Origin of the sequence: Cryobacterium sp. Hb1 (assembly GCF_004403585.1) — a bacterium.
In the GTDB taxonomy this organism is placed as follows: Bacteria; Actinomycetota; Actinomycetes; order Actinomycetales; family Microbacteriaceae; genus Cryobacterium; species Cryobacterium lyxosi.
Genome location: NZ_SOHI01000030.1, coordinates 156,620 through 179,353, shown reverse-complemented (window position 1 = coordinate 179,353; position 22,734 = coordinate 156,620). Strand labels below are relative to the sequence as shown.

The following is a 22,734-nucleotide window of genomic DNA, read 5'->3' as shown; positions in this document are numbered from 1 at the left end:
TAAACCCTGTCCACCGATTAGTGGGCAAGTATTTTGGAGAGGAAGTCTTTCGCTCTCGTGCTTTGGGGGTTGGTGAAGAATTCCTCGGGAGTGGTCTCCTCCACGATCTCGCCCTCCGCCATAAAGATGACGCGGTCTGCAGCCTTGCGGGCGAAACCCATTTCGTGCGTGACGACGATCATGGTCATGCCGTCGTTGGCGAGGTCGACCATGACCTCGAGCACCTCATTGATCATCTCCGGGTCGAGGGCACTGGTCGGCTCGTCGAGCAGGATGACTTTCGGATCCATGGCGAGAGCGCGCGCGATGGCGACTCGCTGTTGCTGTCCACCGGACAACTGGGCTGGCATCTTCTTGGCCTGGTTGGCCACGCCGACGCGCTCCAGCAGGGCCATCGCTTTTTTCTCGGCCGCGGCCTTCGACAGGCCGCGCACCTTGATCGGACCGAGTGTGACGTTGTCGAGCACGGTCTTGTGCGCGAAGAGGTTGAACGCCTGAAAGACCATGCCAACGTCAGCGCGCAAGTGAGCCAGTGCTTTACCCTCTTCCGGCAACTTCACACCGTCGATGGTGATCACACCGTCATCGATGGTCTCGAGGCGGTTGATCGCCCGACACAGGGTGGATTTGCCCGACCCACTCGGACCAATCACCACCACAACTTCGCCGCGGTTGACCACGGCGTTGATGTTCTTGAGAACATGCAGTTCTCCGTAGTGCTTGTTGATGTCCTTGACGACGACTAGCGGTTCGCCCCGACGAACGGTGATGTTCGAGGTGGCCGGGGACGAATCTGTGGGCTCCATACTCCCTAACTTAGGACAGAACGCGTGTCTGGACATGCCAAATGCCCGGACAGCAACGCATTTGTAACAGTCCGGGCATCGCGTATCTGTGCTACGCAGGAGGTCAGGCGCGCTGGGCGAATGCACTCTCATACAGGCAGACGGATGCTGCGGTCGCGAGGTTCATCGACTCGGCTTTGCCGTAGATCGGCACGCTCACGCTGCGGTCGACTCGGGCCAGGTCTTCGTCGGTCAGGCCGCGCGCTTCGTTGCCGAACAACCACACGGTCGGAGCGGCAAGCAAGCCCTCGTTGCGGGCGGTCAGCAGGTCGGAGCCCTTGATGTCGGCGGCAAAGAGCTGCAGCCCGGCCGAGCGGGCACGGTCGAGTACGTCGGAGAGGTCGGCCGCGATAGCGACGGGCAGGTGAAAGATGGAGCCGGTCGAGGAACGGATGACCTTGGGGTTGTACAGGTCGACGCTGCGACCGGTGAGGATGACGGCGTCCGCGCCCGCGGCATCCGCTGCCCGGATAATGGTGCCGGCGTTGCCGGGATCGCGCACCTCTTCGAGGATGGCGACGAGCTTGGGCTCGGCATTGAAGATTTTCTTTACCGAGGTGGGGAACTGGTGACAGACAGCCACGAAGCCCTGCGGGGTGACCGTATCGGCCATAGCCTCGAGCACCTCTTCGGAGACGAACTCCACCTCGACCTGGGCGTCGATCGCTTTCTGGGCTAGATCGGTGTAGCGGTCGAGCGCGGTCGGCGTCGCGAACAACTCCACGACGAGCTCTGGGCGAAAGGTGAGTGCTTCGGAAACGGCCTGCGGGCCTTCGAGCAGAAAAAGACCGGACTCGAGGCGCGCGTCGCGCTTGGCAAGTTTTGCGACGGAACGGACGCGCGGTGAACGTGGATTATCAAGCATGATCTTGAGTTTAGTTGCACAAGGTTTACTTACAGAAAAAGGAGCGGACGACCATGTCGCCCGCTCCTCACTGTTCAATTCAAAACTGTCGATCTTTCACCACATTCACGCCCAGGAGGCAGCCGGTGGTGAACCGATCGGGGTGACGCCTTACGCCGTGACGGCGACCTTCGGTGCCGAGGTGTCGGCGGGAAGGGCAGCCTTGGCGCTCTCGACGAGCGCCGCGAACGTCGCTGCCTCGTTGACGGCCAGGTCGGCGAGGATACGACGGTCAACCTCGATGCCAGCCAGGCCGAGGCCCTGGATCAGACGGTTGTAGGTGAGGCCGTTGGCGCGCGACGCAGCGTTGATCCGCTGGATCCACAGGCGACGAAAGTCACCCTTGCGTGCGCGACGGTCACGGTAGCTATAGGTGAAGGAGTGAGTGAGCTGCTCCTTCGCCTTGGTGACCAGGCGTGAACGCTGACCGCGATAACCCTTGGCGCGTTCGAGAATAACGCGGCGACTCTTGTGGGCGTTTACGGCCCTCTTTACTCTTGCCATTTTTTACAAATCCTTATTCGTTACGGGCCTACTATTGGGGCCTGGTTTACAGACCGAGAAGCTTCTTGATGGTCTTCTGATCCGACTTAGCCAGCACCTGGTCCTGGTTCAAACGGGACTTGCGCTGCGTGCTCTTGACCTCGAGGTTGTGTCGAAGTCCGGCCTGCTGCTTCATGATCTTTCCGCTTCCGGTGACCTTGAAACGCTTCTTGGTTCCGGAGTGGGTCTTCATCTTAGGCATGTGGTTCCTCCTGTTTCGCTGCCTTATCGGCAACCTTGTCTGCCTTATCGGCGACCTTGTCTGCCTTCTCGGCAGCCTTGTGGGCGTTGATCTCAGCCTTGGCTTCTGACTTGTTCTTCAACGGGCCAATCACCATGACCATGTTTCGACCGTCGATCATCGGAGTAGATTCCACGGAACCGTACTCGGCGACATCCTCGGCAAATTTTTGGAGCAGTCGTACGCCCTGATCAGGGCGGGACTGTTCACGGCCACGAAAAAGAATCATGGCCTTGACCTTGTCACCGCTCTTCAGGAAGCCTTCGGCGCGTTTGCGCTTGGTCTCGTAGTCGTGCGTATCAATCTTGAGACGGAAACGAACCTCCTTGAGGATCGTGTTCGCCTGGTTGCGCCTGGCCTCCTTGGCCTTCTGCGCAGCCTCGTACTTGAACTTGCCGTAGTCCATGATCTTGGCCACGGGTGGCTTGGCTTCAGGTGCAACTTCGACGAGATCGAGGTCGGCATCCTGTGCCAGGCGCAGGGCAACATCAATCGCCACGACCCCGACCTGCTCGCCGTTGGGACCAACGAGACGAACTTCGGGGACGCGTATACGGTCATTTGTACGGGGATCGCTGATGCGTCTCTCCTCTTGGTTAACTTCGTGATCACAACCAGTCAGCGGATGCCGATTGGGGACGAAGAGAGGAAAATCACGCGCTTTCCGAGCCGACCTTGTCGTTGACCTGTTCCACACGACACCCTGTCTACCCTCGCTTTGCCACCTTCCCGAAGGAGGCGATAACGCGACGGCGGAGTGCAAACTACCCGGTAACCTTGATGAAGCGGTATGCGCGGGTGGGAGATTCTCCACTTTCGTACCGAGACTATTGTCCCGGAACCAAGAATAAGCCTAGCAGAGGAATGCAGTGAGCCAAAGTTTTGAGCACGATACGGGTTTAGAGCAGAATGCCGATCTTGACCGGGATGTTGATTTTGAGCGGGATGCTGCCCAGGCAACACGCGATATCGCCGACGTAGCCGCTGTGGAGATCATCACCACGGCCGCCGTGCACCTCATGAGCGCGGCTGCCGTGAAGTGCGGCCTCGCCGAAGATCCCGACGCCCAGATCGACCTCGACGAGGCGCGCAAGCTCATCACGGCCCTCGCCGGACTGGTCACGGCGGCTGCCCCCGATATCGCCGACATGCACGCCCGCAGCCTGCGGGACGGCCTGCGTTCCCTGCAGCTCGCGTTCCGCGAGGCGTCCTTCGTGCAGGATCCAATCGGCGAGGGCCCCGGTGAGAAGTACACCGGCCCAGTCACCTAACCGGCGGCCTGTCAGTCTCAGATCTGGCAGCGCGGGCACCAGTAGGTGTCGCGCAACTCCAGTTCGGTACGGCCGAGCCGTCCCTTCCGGATGCGGCTGCCACACCGCCGACACGGCTGCCCGGCCCGCCCGTAGACCCAGAGCTGGGCTCCCCGGCGCAGGTTGCCGGTGGTCGTGCGCTCGTCACGGTCTTTATTGGCCACGAGCAGGCGCCGGGCGAGCATCACGAGTCCGGCGAGGTCAGTGACCTCAGCTACGGGCCGGTTCGGCAGCAATCCGCGTAGAAAACAGAGCTCGTTGACATAGACGTTGCCCAGCCCGGCCAGATTGCGCTGGTCAGCAAGGGCCACGATGATCGGCTTCTCACCGTGGGCAGCCAGGCGCCTGGTGGCCTCGGCAGCGTTAGCCGTGCTCCACTCGGCGTCGAGCAGATCGGATCCGAGATGGCCGACCACCTCGGCCTCAGCCCGGGTCGGCACGAGCTCCAGCACGCCGAGTTCGAACCCCACGGCAACCCACTCGGTCGTCTGCAGCACAATGCGTGCCTGAAACGCCGGCCGCTGCCACCGCGTGCCCGGTCGATACAGGTGCCAGGCACCCTCCATCTTCAAATGCGAGTGGATGCTCGTCTCACCGACCCGGTGCAGCAGATGTTTGCCGCGACTGACGACCTCGTGCACGGTCTGTCCCGTCAGATCGACCGTTGCGAAAGCGGGTACCCGAATGTCGCAGCCGGTCAGGATGCTGCCGCCCAGGGCCTGGTCGAGGGAACGGGCGGTGCGGTAGACGGTATCGCCCTCAGGCACGCAGCCTCAGCCCTTTCGGGGTCTCGGTGAATCCGGCGGCGCGCAAGGCCCCGCCCACGTCGGTGCCGATCACGAACACGCCGTTGACCGTTTCCACCGCAATCCTCTGCACGCGACCGTTGGTGACCAGCGCGGCCAGACTCACGGTGGCCGCCGTGAGCACCTGCTGATCCGTTTCAAAAGCAACCACGGTTTTACCGCCGCGCTCGACATACAGCACGAGGGCACCGTCGACAAGAACGACGAGTGCGCCCGCCTTTCGACCCGGGCGGTGGGTGGTGTCGCCAGGCAGGGTCGGCCACGGCAGCGCGGCGCCATAGGCATTCGCCGGGTCGGTCGCGGCCAGGGCAACAGCTTCCAGGGGTGCGGTGTTCCTAACGTCTACGGACGTCTGGGAGACTCCCACAGCGAAGGTGCGCAGCCGGTCGATGGTACCGCCGGTGGCGAACTGAGCCGCGCCGAGCCCCTCGATGAAATAGCCGCGGCGGCAACGTGCCATCTCTTCAAACCCGGTGAGGGTGCGGTAGACGAGCGAGAAGCCGCCGATCACGCTCTCCGCCATTACCGCCCCCCGGGTCACCACGCCATAGCGTTCGAGCAGCGTCTCCCCCAGCGCGTGGGCGCGGCGGGTCGGGGATTCGTCGGCAACCGGAAGGATCGACCATCGGCCTGACGCCGTGGGGGGACCGCTGCGACTCGGCAGGTTCGGCCGCGGCATCGACCGCCCGCGATGCAGGCGGGCGCGCGGCACTGCCCGGCTCTGCCGGTGGGCCGTGTGCCCGCCGGCTAGCAGCGACCGCACCGGAGCGAACGTGTCATTATTGATCAGACCGGCCCAGACCAGGTCCCACAACGCCTGCACCAGTGCGGCGTCGTCCTGGCTGCCGACGGCGTCAGACAGCTGCCGAAAGAAGTAGGCGCCCCCGCTGCCCAGGGTCGTCAGGATCTCCTGCTGGAGCGGCGTCGTCTCCACATCGATGGGAAGCGGCAGGGTGAGCTGGGCCGTTTCGGCGAGGTGCAGACTGACCCAACCGTCGTTGCCGGCGAGGGTTCCCGCGCCCGCCCAGAGCACCTCCCCCGCGTTGGTGAGTTCGTCGAGCATCCCCGGCTGGTAGTCGCTCACCCGGGCCGGCAGAATGAGCGTCTCCCAGGCGGACGCCGGAATGCGCGCCCCTTCAAGCTGTTCCACAACGGATGCGACGCCGTCGATTCCGCGCAGCTTGCCTCCCACGTGTTGCCAGACCGGCAGGAACCGACCGATGGCCTGCTGGTCCACCGGTTCCACCTCGTGCCGAAGGGCCGCGAGCGAGCGCCGACGCAGGCGCCGCAGCACCTCGGAGTCGCACCATTCCAAGCCGGTGCCGTTCGGCCGGAATTCGCCGGCCACGATACGGCGGGCGTCGGCGAGGCGTTTGAGGGCAATCTGCACAACGGCCGTGCCGAGGCCAAACCGGTCGGCGACGGCGCCGGTGGTGAAGGGTCCGTGCGAGCGTGCGTAGCGGCTCACCAGATCGCCGAGCGGATCAGCCACGGATTCAGTGAACGCAGCGGACACCCCGATCGGCAGGGGAACGCCAAGAGCGTCGCGCAATCGGCTCGCATCTTCGACTGCTGCCCAGCGTTCCTCACCGCCGATGCTCACGCGCACGGCGCGGCGCGCGTCGACCAGTCCCAGTAGGGCTTGCTCGGCGACAAGGACGCCGGGCAGGCCCTGCGCGGACGGCAGGCCCTGCGCGGGCGGCGATTCCGGCGGGAGAATGAGCATCCGCTCGGCGACCTCGCTGGTGCTGAGAGGGCCAAGGGTGCGCAACAGATCGGCGACACCTTCCACGCCCTTGGCCAGGTAGTCCGGCGCGAGCCGTTGCAGTTCTCGGTCGGTTTGGGCGATAACGCTCGGGTCGAGGAGTTCACGCAGTTCAACCCGCCCCAACAGTTCGGCCAGCAGGCTCGAATCGATGGCGAGGGCGGTGGCGCGCCGCTCGGCGAGCGGGGTGTCGCCCTCGTACATGAAGGCGGCGACGTAACCGAACAGCAGTGTGCTCGCGAACGGGCTGGCGGTCTCGGTCTCGGTGTCAACCAGACGCAATTCGCGGGAGCCGATCTGCCGGGCCAGCGCCCCGAGGGCCGGAAGGTCGTACACGTCTTGAAGGCATTCACGCAGGGTCTCGAGAATGATCGGAAAGGTGGGAAAGGTGCGGGCCACGTCGAGTAGTTGGGCAGCCTTCTGGCGTTGTTGCCACAGCGGCGAGCGCGCACCGGGTTTGTACCTGGGCAGCAGCAGTGCCCGGGCAGCGCACTCCCGAAACCGGGAAGCGAATAGGGCGGAGCCCCCGACCTCGTCGATGACGATCTGCTCGAGCTCATCGGGGTCGAAAACGAAGAGCTCACTGCCGGGCGGTTCGGTTTCGGTGTCGGGGATGCGCACGACGATACCGTCATCGCTGGCTACGCAGGAGCCGTCGATTCCGTAGCGTTCGCGCACGCGAGCACCCACGGCGAGCGCCCACGGTGCGTGCACCGGGGTGCCGAACGGGGAATGCAGCACAACCCGCCAGTCCCCCAGTTCATCGCGAAAGCGTTCAACGACGAGGGTGCGGTCGGTCGGGAGCTGCCCGGTGACCGCGCGTTGCTCGGCGAGGAAGGCCAGCAGGTTGTTGATTGCACGCTGGTCGAGCCCGCCCACCGCGCAGCGAGCCTGGGCTTCAATGGGCGGCAGGCCCGCAACCTCGCGCACGAACGCGCCGATGGCCCGGCCGAGTTCGGCCGGGCGGCCGAGGCCATCACCTTTCCAGAACGGAAGCCGCCCTGGCTGCCCGAAAGCGGGCACGACGAGCACCCGGTCGTGGGTGATCTCCTGGATACGCCAGCTCGTGGTGCCGAGCGCGAAGACGTCGTTCACACGCGACTCGTAGACCATCTCCTCGTCGAGTTCGCCGACCCGTTTGCCGGTGATCTGTTCGCCGCCGACCATGAAGACGCCAAACAGGCCGCGGTCGGGGATGGTACCGCCGCTCGTCACGGCCAGACGTTGCGCTCCGGGCCGCCCGGTCAGGGTGCCAGCGTCCCGATCCCAGACAATGCGGGGGCGCAGTTCGGCGAACTGGTCAGACGGGTAGCGGCCGGCGAGCAGGTCAAGGGTCGCCTCGTAGGCCGAGCGTGGCAAGGTCGCAAACGGCGCGCTGCGCCGCACCGTGTCAAACCAGGTCTCCACGTCGATGGGCTCGAGCGCGCAGGCTGCGACAGTCTGCTGCGCCAGAATGTCGAGCGGGTTGGTGGGTACCCGCAGCGCTTCGATGGCGCCGGCCACCATGCGTTCGGCGGCAACCGCAGCGTGGATGAGGTCGGCGCGATGCTTGGGGTAGATCACCCCGCGCGAAACCTCACCCACCTGGTGCCCGGCCCGGCCAAGCCGCTGCAGCCCGCTCGACACCGACGGCGGCGATTCAACCTGCACGACCAGATCGACTGCGCCCATGTCGATACCGAGTTCCAGGCTCGAGGTCGCGACGACACAGCGCAGCCGCCCCGACTTCAGATCGTCTTCAATGAACGCTCGTTGTTCCTTGCTGACGGAACCGTGATGCGCCCGCGCGAGCAAGGGTGCAGCGCCTATGCTCTGCCCGCTTGCCCCCATCAGCTCGGCCGGCGGGCGCATCACACCGTGTTCGGCCATCTCGCCCTCGGCAGTCAAGACGGGCACCAGAGCGGATGCCTCCGCCCCGGCCAGGCGATCGGCATAGATTTCGTTGAACCGGGCGGTCAGCCGTTCAGTGAGTCTCCGGGAATTCGCGAACACGATGCTCGAGGAGTGCGCCAGCACCTCGTCAACGATGGCCTCCTCAACGTGGGGCCAGATGGACCCGGTTTGCGCAGCAGCGGCCGACGTGACCCCTTCGCGTTGCGGTACCGGCCCGAGGTCGCTCATATCGTCGACCGGCACGACCACTCGGAGGTCGAACCGTTTCAGGGAGGGCGGCGCCACGATGTGCACGGGCGCGGCGCCACCGAGAAAGCGCGCCACTTCGCTCTGCGGGCGCACGGTGGCCGACAACCCGATGCGCTGGGCCGGGTGGCCGAGGAGCGCGTCGAGGCGTTCGAGCGATACGGCGAGGTGGGCTCCGCGTTTACTGGCCGCGACCGCATGTATCTCATCGATGATGACCGTCTGCACATCGCTCAGCGATTCCCGAGCTGCCGACGTCAGCATCAGAAACAATGATTCCGGAGTGGTGATGAGGATGTCGGGGGGCGAGGAGATCAACTTGCGGCGGTCGGCGGTCGGCGTATCTCCCGAACGCACACCGACCGTGACCTGCGGCGGCTGGAGTCCAAGCCGTTGCGCGGCACGGGTGATTCCCACCAGTGGCGCGGTGAGGTTGCGTTCGACGTCAACGCCGAGGGCTTTGAGCGGTGAAATATAGAGCACACGGGTACCAGGCGCACGGGTACCAGGCGCACGGGTACCGGGCTCGGCTGATGCCGGTGCTGACTCGTTCGCCAACTGGTCGATGGCCCACAGGAAGGCGGCGAGGGTCTTGCCCGATCCGGTGGGAGCCACGACGAGGGCGTGCGACCCTTGCGCGATAGCAGTCCACGCACCGAGCTGCGCTGCGGTCGGCGCGGCAAACGCCTCGGTGAACCAGGCCCGGGCAGCCGGGGAGAATTGATCGAGAACGTCGGTCATACCGTCATTCTCGCCTGACCCACCGACAGTGCACTGAGCAGGGCCATATCGGGCGTCAGGCTGATGCGACGAGCTTGACGCTCAGCGAATCAACGCCGGTCGTGATGGTCTCGCTTTCCGACCAGCGCGTGCCAAGCCGAGTGAGGATTGCGTCAAGTTCCGTCTGGGTGAGGCCGTCGACCAGTTCCAGTTGAACCACCAGCTCGGGGCCGGTGAGCCGGCCAAGCGGGTCACCGGCAGAAAGCTGCACGGTCAAAACCGAAAGTTCGGTCGCGATCGATGCGGTGAAAGCGTCGGCGACATGGTGACTGGCGTAACTCGGTGTCCACGGCAAGGATTGGGCGATGGCCCATAAGGCCGGACGGCGAATGACGAATTCACCCGGCGAAGTCGGGTCGAGCACAACGAGGTCGGTATTTTCCTGCGCGGCGGCCAGGGCGACGCGCACGGCATCCGCTGGAACGGGCCGGGCGAGGGGATTCCAGATCGTCATCGAGGCGGTTGAAGAGAAAGCAGGCAGTACGGTGCGGCCGTCTGGACCGGCCACGGTGATGATCGACAGCTCCTGGGTTTTATCGATCGTCTGGCCGCGCCCGTTCAGTGCGGCATCGCCGAGCTTGGTCACCAGAGGGATGAGCAGGCGGGAACTGCGAATGGCGTCGATGACGCTCTCTTCCCCGGCCTCGCGCGCCTGAAACCGGGCGAGCGCCTCGGCAAGCGCTGCTGGCGCGGATCCGTCATCGCCGGCATCGAGATTCGCCTCGAATTCGCGACCGACCCAAGGCTGGCCAGCGGAGTCGGCCGTGTTGGCCGACTCGTTGTGATCGCCGGGTTGACCTGATGGCGCGGCACCATCCGGACGTCCAGATGGGTCACCGGTGGAACCGAGGTTTCGCGCCTTCGCCATTAGTCCCCCGCGACGTCCAGTGCCTCGGCAAGGGTGAAGGCCCCCGCATACAGTGCTTTGCCCACGATGGCACCTTCAAGCCCGAGCGGAACCAGGCGGCGCAGGGCGTCAATGTCATCGAGGCTGGAGATGCCGCCAGAGGCGATCACGGGTTTGCGGGTGCGGTCGAGCACCTGGCGAAGCAGATCGATGTTCGGACCCTGCAGGGTGCCGTCCTTGGTGACATCGGTCACTACATAGCGGGCGCAGCCCGCTTCTTCGAGACGTTCAAGCACCTGCCAGAGGTCTCCACCGTCTTGTGTCCAGCCGCGTGCGGCGAGGGTCGTACCGCGCACGTCGAGGCCAACGGCAACGGCCTCGCCGTATTGCGCGATAACGCTCGCCGCCCACTCCGGATTTTCCAGTGCCGCTGTGCCGAGGTTGATGCGCTTGACTCCCGTGGTCAGTGCTGCTTCCAGCGATTCGTCGTCGCGGATGCCGCCGGAGAGCTCGATATTGACGCCCTTGACCTGGCGGATGACCTTTTTGATCACGCCGGTATTGTTGCCCCGGCCAAACGCTGCGTCGAGGTCGACGAGGTGAATCCACTCTGCACCCTGCCGTGCCCAATCAGCCGCAGCATCGACGGGGTCACCGTAGTTTGTTTCCGTACCGGCCTCCCCCTTTGTCAGGCGAACTGCCTTACCGCCGGCCACATCGACGGCGGGCAGGAGGACGAGCCTCGGTATCTTGTTGAACTCGCTCATTGATGTCCTTGGTTGGTGCGGCCGCGTGCTGCGACCTGGTTCATGGCAGGTGCCGGTGATGGGTAGGCAGGTGAGGTTTGGACTGTGAAGTCTAGGCGCACCGAGCTAGTCGCGCAGAGTGCCGATCCAGTTCTTCAACAGGCGGATGCCTGCCTCACCGGATTTTTCCGGGTGAAACTGGGTGGCACTCAGCGGGCCGTTCTCAATGGCAGCCAGGAACGGTGCCCCGTGTTCGGCCCAGGTGAGCCGGGGTTCGGGAAACGGCGGCATGACCTCGAGCGTCCAGGCCTGGGCCGCGTACGAGTGCACGAAATAAAACCGTTCCTCTTCGATTCCTCGGAAGAGCACGGAGTCAGGGGCGCTGGTGACGGTGTCCCAGCCCACGTGCGGCAGAATCGGTGCGGGAAGTTCGGTGACCGCTCCGGGCCATTCACCCAGTCCCACGGTGTCGATCCCACGCTCGACACCGTGTTCAAACATGACCTGCATGCCGACGCAGATGCCGAGCACCGGACGATCGCCAGCCAGGCGGCGATCGACGATATCGTCGCCGCGCACCGCCTTGAGAGCGGCCATCACAGCGCTGAACGCACCGACACCGGGCACGATGAGGCCGTCGGCCTCGAGGGCGACGGTTCGATCGCTCGTCAGGGTGACGTCAGCGCCCGCTAGTTCGAGTGCCTTGACCGCGGAGTGCACATTGCCCGTGCCGTAGTCAAAGACAACGACCCGGCTCACAGGGCACCCTTGGTCGACGGAATACCGTGCACCAGCGGGTCGAGAGCCTTGGCGAGGCGAAAAGCGCGGGCGAAAGCCTTGAACTCGGCTTCAGCGATGTGGTGTGGGTCGCGACCACCCAGCACCGTGACGTGCACGGTCAACCCGGCGTGAAAGGTGATGGCTTCAAAGACGTGACGCACCATGGACCCGGTGAAGTGTCCGCCGATGAGGTGGAATTCGAAGCCGGCCGGTTCGCCGGTGTGCACCAGGTAGGGGCGACCCGAAATGTCGACAACGGCTTGGGCGAGAGCCTCGTCGAGCGGAACCAGCGCATCACCGTAGCGCGAGATGCCCGATTTATCGCCAAGTGCTTGACGAATAGCCTGGCCGAGCACGATTCCCACGTCTTCGACCGTGTGGTGTACGTCAATTTCGATGTCGCCGGAAGCACGCACAGTGAGGTCGCACAGCGAGTGTTTCGCAAACGCGGTGAGGAGGTGGTCGTAGAACGGCACCGAGGTGCGGATATCGCTGACGCCGGTGCCGTCGAGATTGAGCGAGAGGTCGATGCTGGATTCACTCGTCTCCCGTTGCAGGTGGGCGACGCGGGGCGCGAGAATGCCGGCAGGAGAACTCATACTGCTAGCTTATTCGCCTCGGGCCGAATCGGTTTGACCGGGCGTGCCGGCTCGTCCCAGGCGGCCCAGTGCCTCGAGGAATTGAGACGTCTCGTTCTCGGTCCCCGCCGTCACCCGCAAATGGCCAGCAATACCCACGTCGCGAATGAGGATTCCCTCAGCGAGCAACGCCTCAAAGGTCTCTCGCGGGTCGGCCACTCCTCCAAAAAGTACGAAGTTACTCCAGCTTCGGTGCGGGGAGTAGCCCAGGCGGGCGAGCTCATCCACGAGCCGGTCACGCTGCCCCCGAATGTCGTCGACCATGGCGAGCATCTCGGCGCTGTGCGCCAGGGCGGCGTTCGCAGCGGCCTGGGTCAGGGCCGAGAGGTGGTACGGCAGGCGGACCAGGCGCAGGGCATCCGTCACCGCCGGATCAGCAGCCAGGTAGCCAACCCGGGCACCGGCAAAGGCGAAGGCTTTGCTCATGGTTCGGGAGACGAGAAGCCGTTCCCGACCGGGCAGCAGGGTGACGGCACTCGGGGTGCCAGCGGGCGCGAATTCGGCGTAGGCCTCGTCAACGACAACGATGCCGTCGGTCGCGTCGTAGACGGCGGCGATGGTTTCAAGCGAGAGCGGGGTGCCGGTGGGATTGTTCGGGGAGCAGAGAAAAACGATATCGGGTTTGATTCGGGTGATCTCACTCACGGCGGTCGCCGGAGACAGCTCGTAGTCGGCGTCACGCGCGCCCGGAATCCAGGTGGTGTCGGTACCGGAGGCGAGAATCGAGTACATCGAGTAAGTCGGGGCAAAGCCAAGCAGGGTGCGCCCCGGCCCGCCGAACGCCTGAAGCACCTGCTGGAGCACTTCATTGGACCCGTTCGCCGCCCAGATATTGTCGGCGGTGAGCCCCTCACCGAGGTAGAGGGCCAGCGCCTCGCGCAGCGCCGTGAACTCACGGTCGGGATACCGATTCACCGAGTGGATGGCCTCGGCCAGGTTAGCCAGGATGTCGCGCGCCACCGCATCAGGAATGGGGTGCGTGTTCTCGTTGACGTTCAGGGCCACCGGAACATGCAATTGCGGAGCACCGTATGGGGTGAGGCCTTGCAGATTGGTGCGGAGCGGGAGATCTTCGAGACTGGTCACCCTCTCCATGCTACGGCCCCGCGCGTCTGCCGATACCTTCCTAGGAGTCGGAGGGGATTTCCAGGCGCTGGCCCGGCTGCAACGTTTCAACAGCCAGGGCGTTGAGTCGTTTGATGTCGGCCACTACGTCGCGCGGGTCGCCCGCCGGCGAAATATCTTCAGCGAGGTCCCACAGGGTCTGTCCGGGTTCGACCGTGATGAACCGGGCTGAACCGACGTCGGTTGGCGAGTACGTCAGGGTCGTGACGATTCCGGAGTCGGTTGTGTACGACATGAGGTCGATGCCCGTGGCGGAGTCCGTAGCCCCAGCCGCACCCCCGTTGATGGCGAAAGACACGGCGCCGAACACCAGCGGTACGGCAGCGAGAATTGTGAAAACCAAGCGACCGCGGCGGGTGAGGCGAAGGCGCGGAACGGGCGTGAGGGCTGCCGATACGGGAACTGCTGATGCAAATACTGTGGTCATGTCAAACCTCCAAGGTAAGCGCGTTGCGAGTCTCGTATCCGGACCTCGGCCGGGAGGCCCAGATACGAAACTATGTTCCGAATATAACTTCGAACAATCGAACATGCAAGCTTTTTCTCGGCTCAGCCCGGAATTGAGCGCGACACACTCGAATAAGTGTTTGTTCCAGGGCATGGAACTGGATAAACTTTCGATAGGACAATTGCTGCATTGACACTCAACCAGACACCACCGACATTCCCGCATGACACGGTTTCAGGCCAGGCGGGACATACTCCAGGAGGGCACATCGTGACACAAGACACCAGTGGTACCCGCGACAAGGGCGGCACTCGGCGCCGCAAGAGTTTGAGCCAACGCCAGCTCGCTATTCTCGACGTGATCCAGCGCTCGGTGAGCTCGCGCGGTTACCCGCCGAGCATGCGGGAAATCGGCGACGCGGTCGGTCTCGCCTCGCTGTCGAGCGTGACCCACCAGCTCAATCAACTCGAACTCAGCGGTTACCTGCGCCGGGACCCGAATCGCCCCCGTGCCCTCGAAGTCCTCATCGAGATTCAGCGTGCCCCAGAAGACGTCGGCACCGGTGACCAGGACAGCTTTCACCCGGGCGTACAGGTCGGCGATGCTGCGATGGTACCCCTCGTCGGTCGTATCGCCGCGGGCATCCCGATCACGGCCGACCAGCAGATAGACGAGATCTTCCCGCTTCCCCGCCAGCTCGTTGGGCAGGGAGAGTTGTTCATGCTCAAGGTTGTGGGTGAGTCCATGATCGACGCTGCCATCTGCGACGGCGACTGGGTCGTTGTTCGTCAGCAGAAAACCGCAGAGAACGGCGAGATCGTCGCGGCCATGCTCGACAATGAGGCCACGGTGAAGGTCTTGCGGAAGCGCGATGGCCACACCTGGCTACTGCCACGCAACAGCAACTTCGAGCCGATTGTCGGTGACTTTGCGGACATCCTCGGAAAAGTAGTCGCGGTCCTGCGCTCGGTCTAGTCTTCGCGCTGATTGGTGTCACACAAAAGGGCCCGACCACCAACCGGTGGTCGGGCCCTTTTTGTCACCGCGTCAGACGAGTCACCGCGTTAGACGCGTCAGACGATCACGTCGGCGCTGAGGCGTTCGCGCACTATCCGCGTGGCGGCGAGCATATTCTGCAGGGACTGCACTGTTTCGTCGTAGCCACGCGTCTTGAGGCCGCAATCCGGATTCACCCAGACCTGTCGTTCGGGAATCGATTCCAGGGCGGTATCGAGCAGGGTCGTCAATTCGTCTACGCTCGGCACCCGCGGTGAATGAATGTCATAGATTCCAGCGCCGATGCCGTGATCGAACCCGCCAGCCTCGATCTCCCGCACGACCTCCATCCGGGAGCGGGCTGCTTCGATACTCGTGACGTCTGCGTCAAGGTTGCGGATGGCTTCGATGACAACACCGAACTCCGAATAGCAGAGGTGGGTGTGAATCTGGGTCGCATCCGCTACACCGGCCGTGGCGAGACGGAACGAGCCGACCGACCAATCCAGGTAGTCCGCGTGGTCCTTTTTCTTCAGCGGCAACAGTTCACGCAGGGCCGGTTCGTCGACCTGGACGATCTTGATGCCCGCAGCCTCCAGATCGCCGATCTCATCGCGCAGGGCCAAGGCTACCTGGCGGGCGGTCTCGCCGAGCGACTGATCATCGCGCACAAAAGACCATGCCAAAATCGTGACCGGTCCGGTGAGCATGCCCTTGACCGGCTTCGTCGTAAGGCTCTGCGCGTACACCGACCAGTCCACCGTGATCGGTGCCGGGCGCGATACGTCACCCCACAGAATGGACGGCCGCGTGCAGCGACTGCCGTATGACTGCACCCAGCCGTTCTCGGTCACGGCAAACCCATCGAGGTTTTCGGCAAAGTACTGCACCATGTCGTTGCGTTCGGGTTCTCCGTGCACCAGCACGTCAAGCCCGATCTCCTCCTGCAGGGCCACCACCCGACCGATCTCGGCGCGCATCAGGGACCGATACTCATCGGCGGCCAGGGTTCCCTTGAGAAACTGGGCTCGTGTTCGGCGTATGTCACCGGTCTGCGGGAACGATCCGATCGTGGTTGTCGGCAACGGCGGCAGCTGCAAAGCGGAATCCTGCGCGCTCAGTCGATCGGCGTAAGCGCCTCGACTGAAGTCGGCCTCGGTGAGCGCCGCAGCACGGAGGCGCACGGCGCCGTCGCGCACGCCAGGGGCGCTGTGCCGCGCAGCCAGCGCCGCTTCGGCTTCAGCCAACGGCCCGGCGATCGAGGCCCGTCCATGGACAAGTCCCTGAGCGAGGGTAGCGACCTGCCCCACCTTCTGATCCGCGAAGGCCAGCCAGCTCACCAATGAGCCCGGCAGCGACGTTTCATCGAGCACATCGTGCGGCACGTGCAGCAGGGAGGTCGAGGTGGAGACGGAAACGGAGTCCGATAGCGCCCGCACACCCTCAGCAACTCCGATGGCCTCGGTCAGGTCGCCGCGCCAGATGTTGTGGCCGTCAATCACCCCGGCGACGAGGGTCTTGCCGGCCAGCCCCGGTACCGCCTGCGGCAGAGTTCCCCGCACCAGGTCGAGGCCGATTGCTTCAACGGCTGTGGCGGCGAGAACCGGGAGGGCATCATCGAGGCTGCCGTAGGGCGCCGCAACGAACAGCGCCGGCCGGCCGGTCAACCGACCCAGCACCCCGTAAGCGGATGCGACGGCCGCCAGCGTCTCGGCGCGCGGCACGTCGATGGATTCACTGACCAGGCCAGGCTCGTCGAGCTGCACCCAATCCGCGCCGGCATCCGCTAACCGCGCCAGGAGCGCCGCGTAAACGGGAAGAAGATCATCGAGCCGGGACAGTGGCGAGAATCCGGCCGAAGCTTCAACGCTGGCCTTGCTGAGCAACAGAAACGTGACCGGCCCGACGAGCACCGGACGGGTGAGGAACCCGGCTGCTTTGGCTTCGACGAAATCACGCACGATCCGGTCACCGGCCAGCGAGAACACCGTCTCCGGGCCGATCTCGGGCACGAGGTAATGGTAGTTGGAGTCGAACCACTTGGTCATTTCGAGGGGTAGGTTCTCACCCTCGCCCCGCGCCAGGGTGAAGTAGCCAGCCAAGTCAAGGGTTCCGTCTGCGGCGACGAGTGAGGCAAACCGGCTGGGGATCGCGCCAACGGCGACGATGGTGTCGAGCACCTGGTCGTAGTAAGAAAACGACTCGGGGATCGAGGAGTCGGTACGGCCGAGACCGAGATCGACGAGCCTGTCGCGGGTCTGCTGCCGCAGCCCGGCGGCGACAGCTTCGAGGGCCGCGGCATCGATCGTTTTGGACCAGAATGCTTCGACGGCTTGCTTCAGCTCCCGTCGCCTTCCGATGCGGGGGTAACCGAGGATGGTGCCGGGGGGAAAGGTGCTGGATACGGGCGCGCTGGGCATGGTGAATCCTTCACTGAGCGATTGTGGCTGGAATGGTCGAAGAGGACGAGCGTGGTGGGTGGGCCTACGCGCTGGAACGGGCGCGAGGCCTAGGGCATGGCTGCGGGCACCGGACGCGCCCCGCACCCCTCGAGTATCGACAGCACGGTGTCGTGCTGGTTGAAGGCATAGAGATGCAGGCCGGGGGCACCGCCCGCGAGAACGTCCTGCCCGAGTCGAACGGCGTAGTCGATGCCGATCTGGCGCTGTCCTTCCTCGGTCGGTTCGACCTCGAGTTCGATGGACAGTTCGGCCGGCAATTTTTCCCCGGAGAGCTGCAGGATACGACGCAACCGGTTCGGGCTGGTCACCGGCATGATGCCGGGAAGAATGGGAAAGAACACTCCGGCAGAACGAGCTCGTTGGATGAAGCTCAGATAGTCGTCGGCGTGAAAGAACAGCTGGGTGATCGCTAAGTTGGCCCCGGCAGCCTGCTTGGCCAACAGTGTGTCGATATCCTGGGCAATCGACCGCGAGTTGGGGTGGCCGTTGGGGAAGGCCGCGACGCCGATGCGCACCTTGCTGCGTTCGGTTTTCACCCCACGGGCACCGGGAAGACCGGGAATCACCGTCTCGGTATATGGCACGCGTTCGGTCTGCACGCGGTGGATGAGCTGCACCAGCTCCCCGGCGCTGTGCAGGTCGCCGAGAAATGTGGTGTCGCCTTCAACCGTGCCCTGCGGTGCGTCTCCGCGAATCGCGAGGAAGCTGTCGATGCCAGCGTCGAGGAACTCCCGAATGAGCCGACTGGCGTCTGCGTGCGAGGAGCCGACGCAGGTGAGGTGGGCCATGGCGTCCACTGACGTGTGATCCTTGATGTAGCGCAGAACGTCGAGCGAGGAGTTGCGGGAGGAACCGTTGGCACCATAGGTGACCGAGATGAACTCCGGACCGGCGGCGGCGAGATGATCGATCGTGCGGGCGAGAGCGGATGCTGCGGCCACCGATTTCGGTGGGTACACCTCGAACGAGAACGCCGGGCGGGCGTTACACGCGGAAATCCCTGTCGCGGTCATGGTTCCTCATTCGGCAGAAGCGGTACAGCAGTGGTGGCCGGGCGGCCGCGGACGCGCCAAGACTGGCGGTTCCTCGCGGGCGGATGCCGGGCTCGGCTGTCGCTCCATGCCGGGGAACGAATTCCGTCGGCAACGATTGATTAGACACTAACAACACCACCACCGCCGCGCCCGAATGTGACAGTTCGTGTCATCGCGGCAGGCGGCGGACTGTCGACCGCTAGGCGGAAAGCCCGGGCATGATGACATACGGAGCGAAGGATGCTTCGATCTCCGCGGTGACGAAGGCCGTGACATGGGTGCCGGTCTCCACATATTCGGTCGTCTCAATCCGACCCAGATCGTGCAAAACTGCGATGAGATCGCCGCGGTCGTAGGGAATGAGCAGGTCGAGTTCAATCTGCGGCGTCGGCAGCAAGAGCGCCACGGCGGCGAGGACGGTCTCGATGCCCTCTCCGGTGCGGGCCGACACGAACGTTGCTTTCGGCTCGAGGCCGCGCAGAACGAGGCGGTCATCGTCGCTGATCAGGTCACTCTTATTGAAGACGACCAATTCGGGAATGTCGCGCGCGCCGACCTCGGAGATGACGTCGCGCACGGTGGCGAGCTGGGCGACCGGGTCGGGGTGCGAGCCGTCAACGACGTGCACGATGACGTCGGCGTCGGCGACTTCTTCAAGGGTTGAGCGAAATGCTTCGACGAGTTGGTGCGGCAGGTTGCGCACAAACCCGACTGTGTCGGTGAGGGTATACAGGCGTCCGTCGACGGTCGTCGACTTGCGCACGGTGGCGTCAAGGGTCGCGAACAGGGAGTTTTCAACGAGTACTCCGGCTTTGGTGATCCGGTTGAGCAGGCTGGACTTGCCGGCGTTGGTGTAGCCGACGATGGCGACGGAGGGAACGGCGTTGCGCTTGCGGTTGGCGCGTTTGGCCTCCCGGGCCGGCTTCATCTCGACCATCTGCTTGCGCAGTTTGGACATGCGGGTGTGGATGCGGCGGCGGTCGAGTTCGATCTTGGTCTCACCGGGGCCACGCGACCCCATTCCGGCGCCGGCGCCACCGACCTGGCCGCCGGCCTGGCGGGACATCGAGTCACCCCAACCACGCAGGCGGGGCAGCATGTAGGCCATCTGGGCGAGTTCCACCTGCGCCTTGCCCTCGCGACTCTTGGCATGCTGGCTGAAAATGTCGAGGATCACGGCTGTACGGTCGATGACCTTGACCTTGACTACGTCTTCGAGGGCACGCCGTTGGCTGGGCGCGAGTTCGGTGTCGGCGATGACCGTATCGGCGCCGAGCGCCTTCACAATGTCGGCGACTTCCTGGGCCTTGCCCTTACCGAGGTAGGTGCTCGGGTCAGGGGTGGCGCGACGCTGCAGTAAGCCGTCGAGCACGGTCGCCCCGGCGGTTTCTGCGAGGGCGGCCAGTTCGCGCATGGAGTTTTCCGCGTCGTCGACTGTGCCGTGTGTATAGACGCCCACCAGCACAACGTTTTCCAAACGGAGCTGGCGGTATTCGACCTCGGTGACGTCTTCGAGCTCAGTGGACAGTCCGCCGACTCGGCGCAGGGCGTTGCGGTCGGCACGTTCGGACTGGTCACCGTCGTGGTCACTGCCGTCGTATTCGCCGGAAAACTGCGCTTGGAGAGCCTGGGCTGACCCACTCCGGAACAGTGAGTAACCGCTAGCTTTGCTGTCAGCGCTCGCTAACACTCGCGCCACAACATCGTCTGGGTCGAGAGATTCTGCGCCTGGGTTGTCTACCGTGTCGTTGCCCGAGGGCGCCGTTGGATCATTCATCCCATTAACCTTAGTTGAACGAAGTTGAAAGGTTCCCTTATGTCGTCCGACCACTATTTTTCTCCGGCGCCTGGCACCGTATTGAAAACTCGCCAGATCACCGTGCAATTACACGGTCAGGATCGGCTCCTAACGACGGCCAACTCGGTGTTTAGCCCGGCCCATATCGACACCGGCACCGAGGTTTTACTCAAGTACGCTCCCGAGCCACCACTGACCGGCCACTTTCTCGATCTCGGCTGCGGCTGGGGGCCCATCGCCCTGCACCTTGCGCTCGCCTCCCCCGAGGCAACCATTTGGGCCGTCGATGTCAACGAGCGTGCTCTTGATCTTGTGCGCACTAACGCGGCCGCCCTCGGCCTGACCAACATCAGGGCCGTGCTCGCCGCCGACGTACCCACAGACGTGTCGTTTCGCACGATCTGGTCGAACCCGCCCATTCGGGTCGGCAAGGACGAACTGCACGGGCTCATGCAGACCTGGCTGCCTCGTCTCGAACCGAAAGCGGATGCCTGGCTCGTCATCCAGCGCAACCTCGGTTCAGACTCCCTCCAGCGTTGGCTCGCAGCAGAACTCCCGTCGCACTTCGATACCACCCGGGAGGCCATCAGCAAGGGCTTTCGAGTACTCCAGGTGCACCGCGACTAACCCAGGTTCAAGACCCCGTCGAAGACAAGCTCCGCTGGCCCGGACAGCGACACATGTTCTCCATCTTCCGCCGGAAACATCCGCACCCCGAGCACCCCACCGGGTACCTCCACCCGCCACTGGTGCGGCGCCGACTTACCCGCCCAGTGCCGAGTGGCCAAAGCGGCCGCCACTGCACCGGTGCCGCAGGACAGCGTCTCGCCGCTGCCGCGTTCATGCACCCGCATGCGAAACCGGCCGACGCCGTTGACGACCAGCGGGTCGTTCGGCACCACGAATTCGATATTCACCCCACCAGCAGGTTCGGGATCCAGCTGGGGAATAAAGGTGAGATCGGCCGCATCGAGTTCGTCATCGTCGGCGAGAGCGACAACCGTATGTGGGTTGCCGACGTTGACGCCAAGGCCCGGACGCGCTACTGGCAAGTTTTTGGTGCGTACGAGCGCTTCGGTCCCGTCGAGCTTCCACCGTCCGAGGTCGACCTGGAAACCGGACGCGTTGCGCTGCACGTCGCGCACTCCGCCGCGGGTGCCGATGGTGAGGGTGTCGCCGGGGTGCAGCTCGGCCAGGTTGTTCTCAATAAGGAATTTGGCATAGACCCGAATGCCATTGCCGCACATTTCCGAGACGGTCCCGTCCGCGTTCCAGTAATCCATGAACCACTCGGCAGCGTCGTCCTCGGCGAGGGCGGCCGCGCCGTCTGGCAGATTCTTACTGCGCACCGCACGGATGACGCCGTCGGCGCCGACGCCGAATTTACGGTCGCACACGGCGCGAATCTGCGCCGGGGTGAGCTCCGACGTGCCATCGGGATCGGCGAACAGCACAAAGTCGTTGCCCGTGCCCTGGCCCTTGGTGAAGTTCAAAGTCATGCCCATGCTGTTAGTTTACGGTGCAGCCGCTGGGTGCACTCCCGAACCGGCGCACGCTGTCGCTGGTGAGGGCGAGCTGGGTGCACTGCCCCGGTCAACGTGCGCGAGTGCGTCGTCGACCCGGTTAGACGAATCAGACTCCATCCAGTGGGTGTGCGCATAGCGTTTGAACCAGCTCACCTGCCGGCGAGCGTAACGGCGGGTCAGCTGTTGGGTGGCTTCGATCGCGTCGTCTTGACTGAGCGTGCCGTGCACCTGGCCGAGGGCCTGAGCATAGCCAATCGCACGGCTCGCCGTGACGCCTCTTTCGATGCCGACCGAGAGTAGGGCTCGAGCTTCATCGACGATGCCGCTTCTCCACATCTGCTGCACCCGGGCATCGAGCCGAGGAGTGAGCTGCTCGCGCGGGGTGCGCAGTCCGAGCAGCACGCTGGGCTGCCAGTACACCGGCTCTGCGGGCAGGGCGGCCACGTGCGGTGCGCCGGTCAGTTCGACGATCTCCAAAGCGCGCACCAGACGGCGACCGTTGCTCGGGCCGATCCGCAAAGCGGCCTGCGAGTCGACGGCCTGCAGGCGGGTATACATCAGGCCCGCTCCGCGCGCCAATAGTTCAGCTTCTAGCCGGGCCCGCAACACCGGATCGGTACCGGGAAACTGAAAGTCAAAGACGACCGCGGAAACGTAGAGGCCGGAGCCGCCGACCAGGATCGGTACTGCCCCGCGCGCGACGATTTCGTTGATGGCCGTGCGGGCATCCCTTTGGTAGTTGCTGACGGTGGCCTCATCCGTCACGTCGAGCACGTCGAGCAGGTGGTGCGGAATGCCGCGACGCTCCGACCGCGATAATTTGGCGGTGCCGATGTCCATGCCGCGGTACAGCTGCATGGCATCGGCATTAACGATTTCGACCAGCTGGCCGCGTTCAATCAGCCGTTCAGCGAGGTCGAGGGACAAATCAGACTTGCCAGTACCGGTCGAGCCAATGATTGCGATCAGTCCCGCTGGTACAGCTGTCACCGCTGGTGCAG

The 22,734-nt window shown here is 64.3% G+C and carries 21 protein-coding genes; 3 read left to right on the top strand and 18 right to left on the bottom strand.

The annotated features are described in order from the left end of the window. Positions 1-17 precede the first annotated feature (17 nt). From E3T38_RS13785 to infC, 5 genes are all read right to left on the bottom strand, one after another. Positions 18-806, bottom strand: a complete 789-nt coding sequence (locus E3T38_RS13785) for an amino acid ABC transporter ATP-binding protein (RefSeq protein ID WP_104196970.1) — start codon at positions 804-806, stop codon at positions 18-20. Between the two features lie 103 nt (positions 807-909). Next, positions 910-1,710, bottom strand: coding sequence for an RNA methyltransferase (locus E3T38_RS13780; protein WP_134548704.1), 801 nt, complete (start codon positions 1,708-1,710; stop codon positions 910-912). A 150-nt stretch (positions 1,711-1,860) separates the two neighbouring features. Further along, the gene (gene rplT, locus E3T38_RS13775; protein ID WP_104196972.1) at positions 1,861-2,253 is read right to left on the bottom strand and encodes a 50S ribosomal protein L20; all 393 of its coding nucleotides are present in this window, start codon (positions 2,251-2,253) and stop codon (positions 1,861-1,863) included. A gap of 46 nt (positions 2,254-2,299) precedes the next feature. Further along, complete coding sequence (rpmI, locus tag E3T38_RS13770; RefSeq protein ID WP_092111710.1) at positions 2,300-2,494, bottom strand: 50S ribosomal protein L35; 195 nt, start codon at positions 2,492-2,494, stop codon at positions 2,300-2,302. Beyond that, the gene (gene infC, locus E3T38_RS13765; protein WP_104127223.1) at positions 2,487-3,113 is read right to left on the bottom strand and encodes a translation initiation factor IF-3; all 627 of its coding nucleotides are present in this window, start codon (positions 3,111-3,113) and stop codon (positions 2,487-2,489) included. The genes rpmI and infC overlap by 8 nt, the downstream gene beginning before the upstream one ends. 388 nt (positions 3,114-3,501) lie before the next feature. Here infC and E3T38_RS13760 point away from each other — a divergent pair, with 388 nt between their 5' ends. After that, positions 3,502-3,804, top strand: coding sequence for a DUF1844 domain-containing protein (locus E3T38_RS13760; RefSeq protein ID WP_104197145.1), 303 nt, complete (start codon positions 3,502-3,504; stop codon positions 3,802-3,804). A 17-nt stretch (positions 3,805-3,821) separates the two neighbouring features. Here the strand turns inward: E3T38_RS13760 and E3T38_RS13755 are convergent, their stop codons facing one another. From E3T38_RS13755 to E3T38_RS13720, 8 genes are all read right to left on the bottom strand, one after another. Next, entirely contained in the window at positions 3,822-4,610 is a 789-nt protein-coding gene (locus E3T38_RS13755) for a DNA-formamidopyrimidine glycosylase family protein (protein ID WP_134548702.1), read from the bottom strand. Then, positions 4,603-9,294, bottom strand: coding sequence for an ATP-dependent helicase (locus E3T38_RS13750; protein ID WP_134548701.1), 4,692 nt, complete (start codon positions 9,292-9,294; stop codon positions 4,603-4,605). Before E3T38_RS13750 ends, E3T38_RS13755 begins: the two co-directional genes overlap by 8 nt. Positions 9,295-9,349: 55 nt before the next feature. Beyond that, positions 9,350-10,201, bottom strand: coding sequence for an SseB family protein (locus E3T38_RS13745; protein ID WP_134548700.1), 852 nt, complete (start codon positions 10,199-10,201; stop codon positions 9,350-9,352). Next, the gene (gene priA, locus E3T38_RS13740; protein ID WP_134548699.1) at positions 10,201-10,947 is read right to left on the bottom strand and encodes a bifunctional 1-(5-phosphoribosyl)-5-((5-phosphoribosylamino)methylideneamino)imidazole-4-carboxamide isomerase/phosphoribosylanthranilate isomerase PriA; all 747 of its coding nucleotides are present in this window, start codon (positions 10,945-10,947) and stop codon (positions 10,201-10,203) included. The genes E3T38_RS13745 and priA overlap by 1 nt, the downstream gene beginning before the upstream one ends. Positions 10,948-11,052: 105 nt before the next feature. Beyond that, on the bottom strand, positions 11,053-11,685 hold the full coding sequence (gene hisH, locus E3T38_RS13735; RefSeq protein ID WP_134548698.1) for an imidazole glycerol phosphate synthase subunit HisH: 633 nt from the start codon (positions 11,683-11,685) through the stop codon (positions 11,053-11,055). Further along, positions 11,682-12,305: an imidazoleglycerol-phosphate dehydratase HisB gene (gene hisB, locus E3T38_RS13730; protein WP_134548697.1), complete on the bottom strand. Its 624-nt coding sequence runs from the start codon at positions 12,303-12,305 to the stop codon at positions 11,682-11,684. Before hisB ends, hisH begins: the two co-directional genes overlap by 4 nt. 9 nt (positions 12,306-12,314) lie before the next feature. Next, complete coding sequence (locus E3T38_RS13725) at positions 12,315-13,439, bottom strand: histidinol-phosphate transaminase (RefSeq protein ID WP_134548696.1); 1,125 nt, start codon at positions 13,437-13,439, stop codon at positions 12,315-12,317. A gap of 31 nt (positions 13,440-13,470) precedes the next feature. Next, positions 13,471-13,896, bottom strand: a complete 426-nt coding sequence (locus E3T38_RS13720) for a LysM peptidoglycan-binding domain-containing protein (protein WP_134548695.1) — start codon at positions 13,894-13,896, stop codon at positions 13,471-13,473. A gap of 291 nt (positions 13,897-14,187) precedes the next feature. Between E3T38_RS13720 and lexA the strand changes: the two genes are divergently transcribed. After that, positions 14,188-14,892: a transcriptional repressor LexA gene (gene lexA, locus E3T38_RS13715; protein WP_092341044.1), complete on the top strand. Its 705-nt coding sequence runs from the start codon at positions 14,188-14,190 to the stop codon at positions 14,890-14,892. A gap of 98 nt (positions 14,893-14,990) precedes the next feature. On the opposite strand, the gene metE is transcribed toward lexA, so the two are convergent. The 3 genes from metE to hflX all read right to left on the bottom strand — a co-directional run bounded on the left by metE (position 14,991) and on the right by hflX (position 20,186). Further along, positions 14,991-17,333 (bottom strand): 5-methyltetrahydropteroyltriglutamate--homocysteine S-methyltransferase, encoded by a 2,343-nt coding sequence (gene metE, locus E3T38_RS13710; protein WP_134548694.1) that lies wholly within the window; start codon positions 17,331-17,333, stop codon positions 14,991-14,993. An 89-nt stretch (positions 17,334-17,422) separates the two neighbouring features. Further along, positions 17,423-18,388, bottom strand: coding sequence for a methylenetetrahydrofolate reductase (locus E3T38_RS13705; RefSeq protein WP_174775248.1), 966 nt, complete (start codon positions 18,386-18,388; stop codon positions 17,423-17,425). 220 nt (positions 18,389-18,608) lie between these two features. Beyond that, on the bottom strand, positions 18,609-20,186 hold the full coding sequence (gene hflX / locus E3T38_RS13700; RefSeq protein WP_134548693.1) for a GTPase HflX: 1,578 nt from the start codon (positions 20,184-20,186) through the stop codon (positions 18,609-18,611). Positions 20,187-20,225: 39 nt separating this feature from the next. On the opposite strand from hflX, the gene E3T38_RS13695 reads away from it, so the two are divergent. After that, a complete protein-coding gene (locus tag E3T38_RS13695) occupies positions 20,226-20,834 on the top strand; it encodes a class I SAM-dependent methyltransferase (RefSeq protein WP_134548692.1) in 609 nt (202 codons plus the stop codon). On the opposite strand, the gene dapF is transcribed toward E3T38_RS13695, so the two are convergent. Together dapF and miaA are read right to left on the bottom strand one after the other, a co-directional pair. Continuing rightward, the gene (dapF, locus tag E3T38_RS13690; protein WP_134548732.1) at positions 20,831-21,706 is read right to left on the bottom strand and encodes a diaminopimelate epimerase; all 876 of its coding nucleotides are present in this window, start codon (positions 21,704-21,706) and stop codon (positions 20,831-20,833) included. The genes E3T38_RS13695 and dapF overlap by 4 nt on opposite strands. Positions 21,707-21,721: 15 nt before the next feature. After that, the gene (gene miaA / locus E3T38_RS13685) at positions 21,722-22,723 is read right to left on the bottom strand and encodes a tRNA (adenosine(37)-N6)-dimethylallyltransferase MiaA (RefSeq protein ID WP_134548691.1); all 1,002 of its coding nucleotides are present in this window, start codon (positions 22,721-22,723) and stop codon (positions 21,722-21,724) included. Between the last annotated feature and the right edge of the window lie 11 nt (positions 22,724-22,734).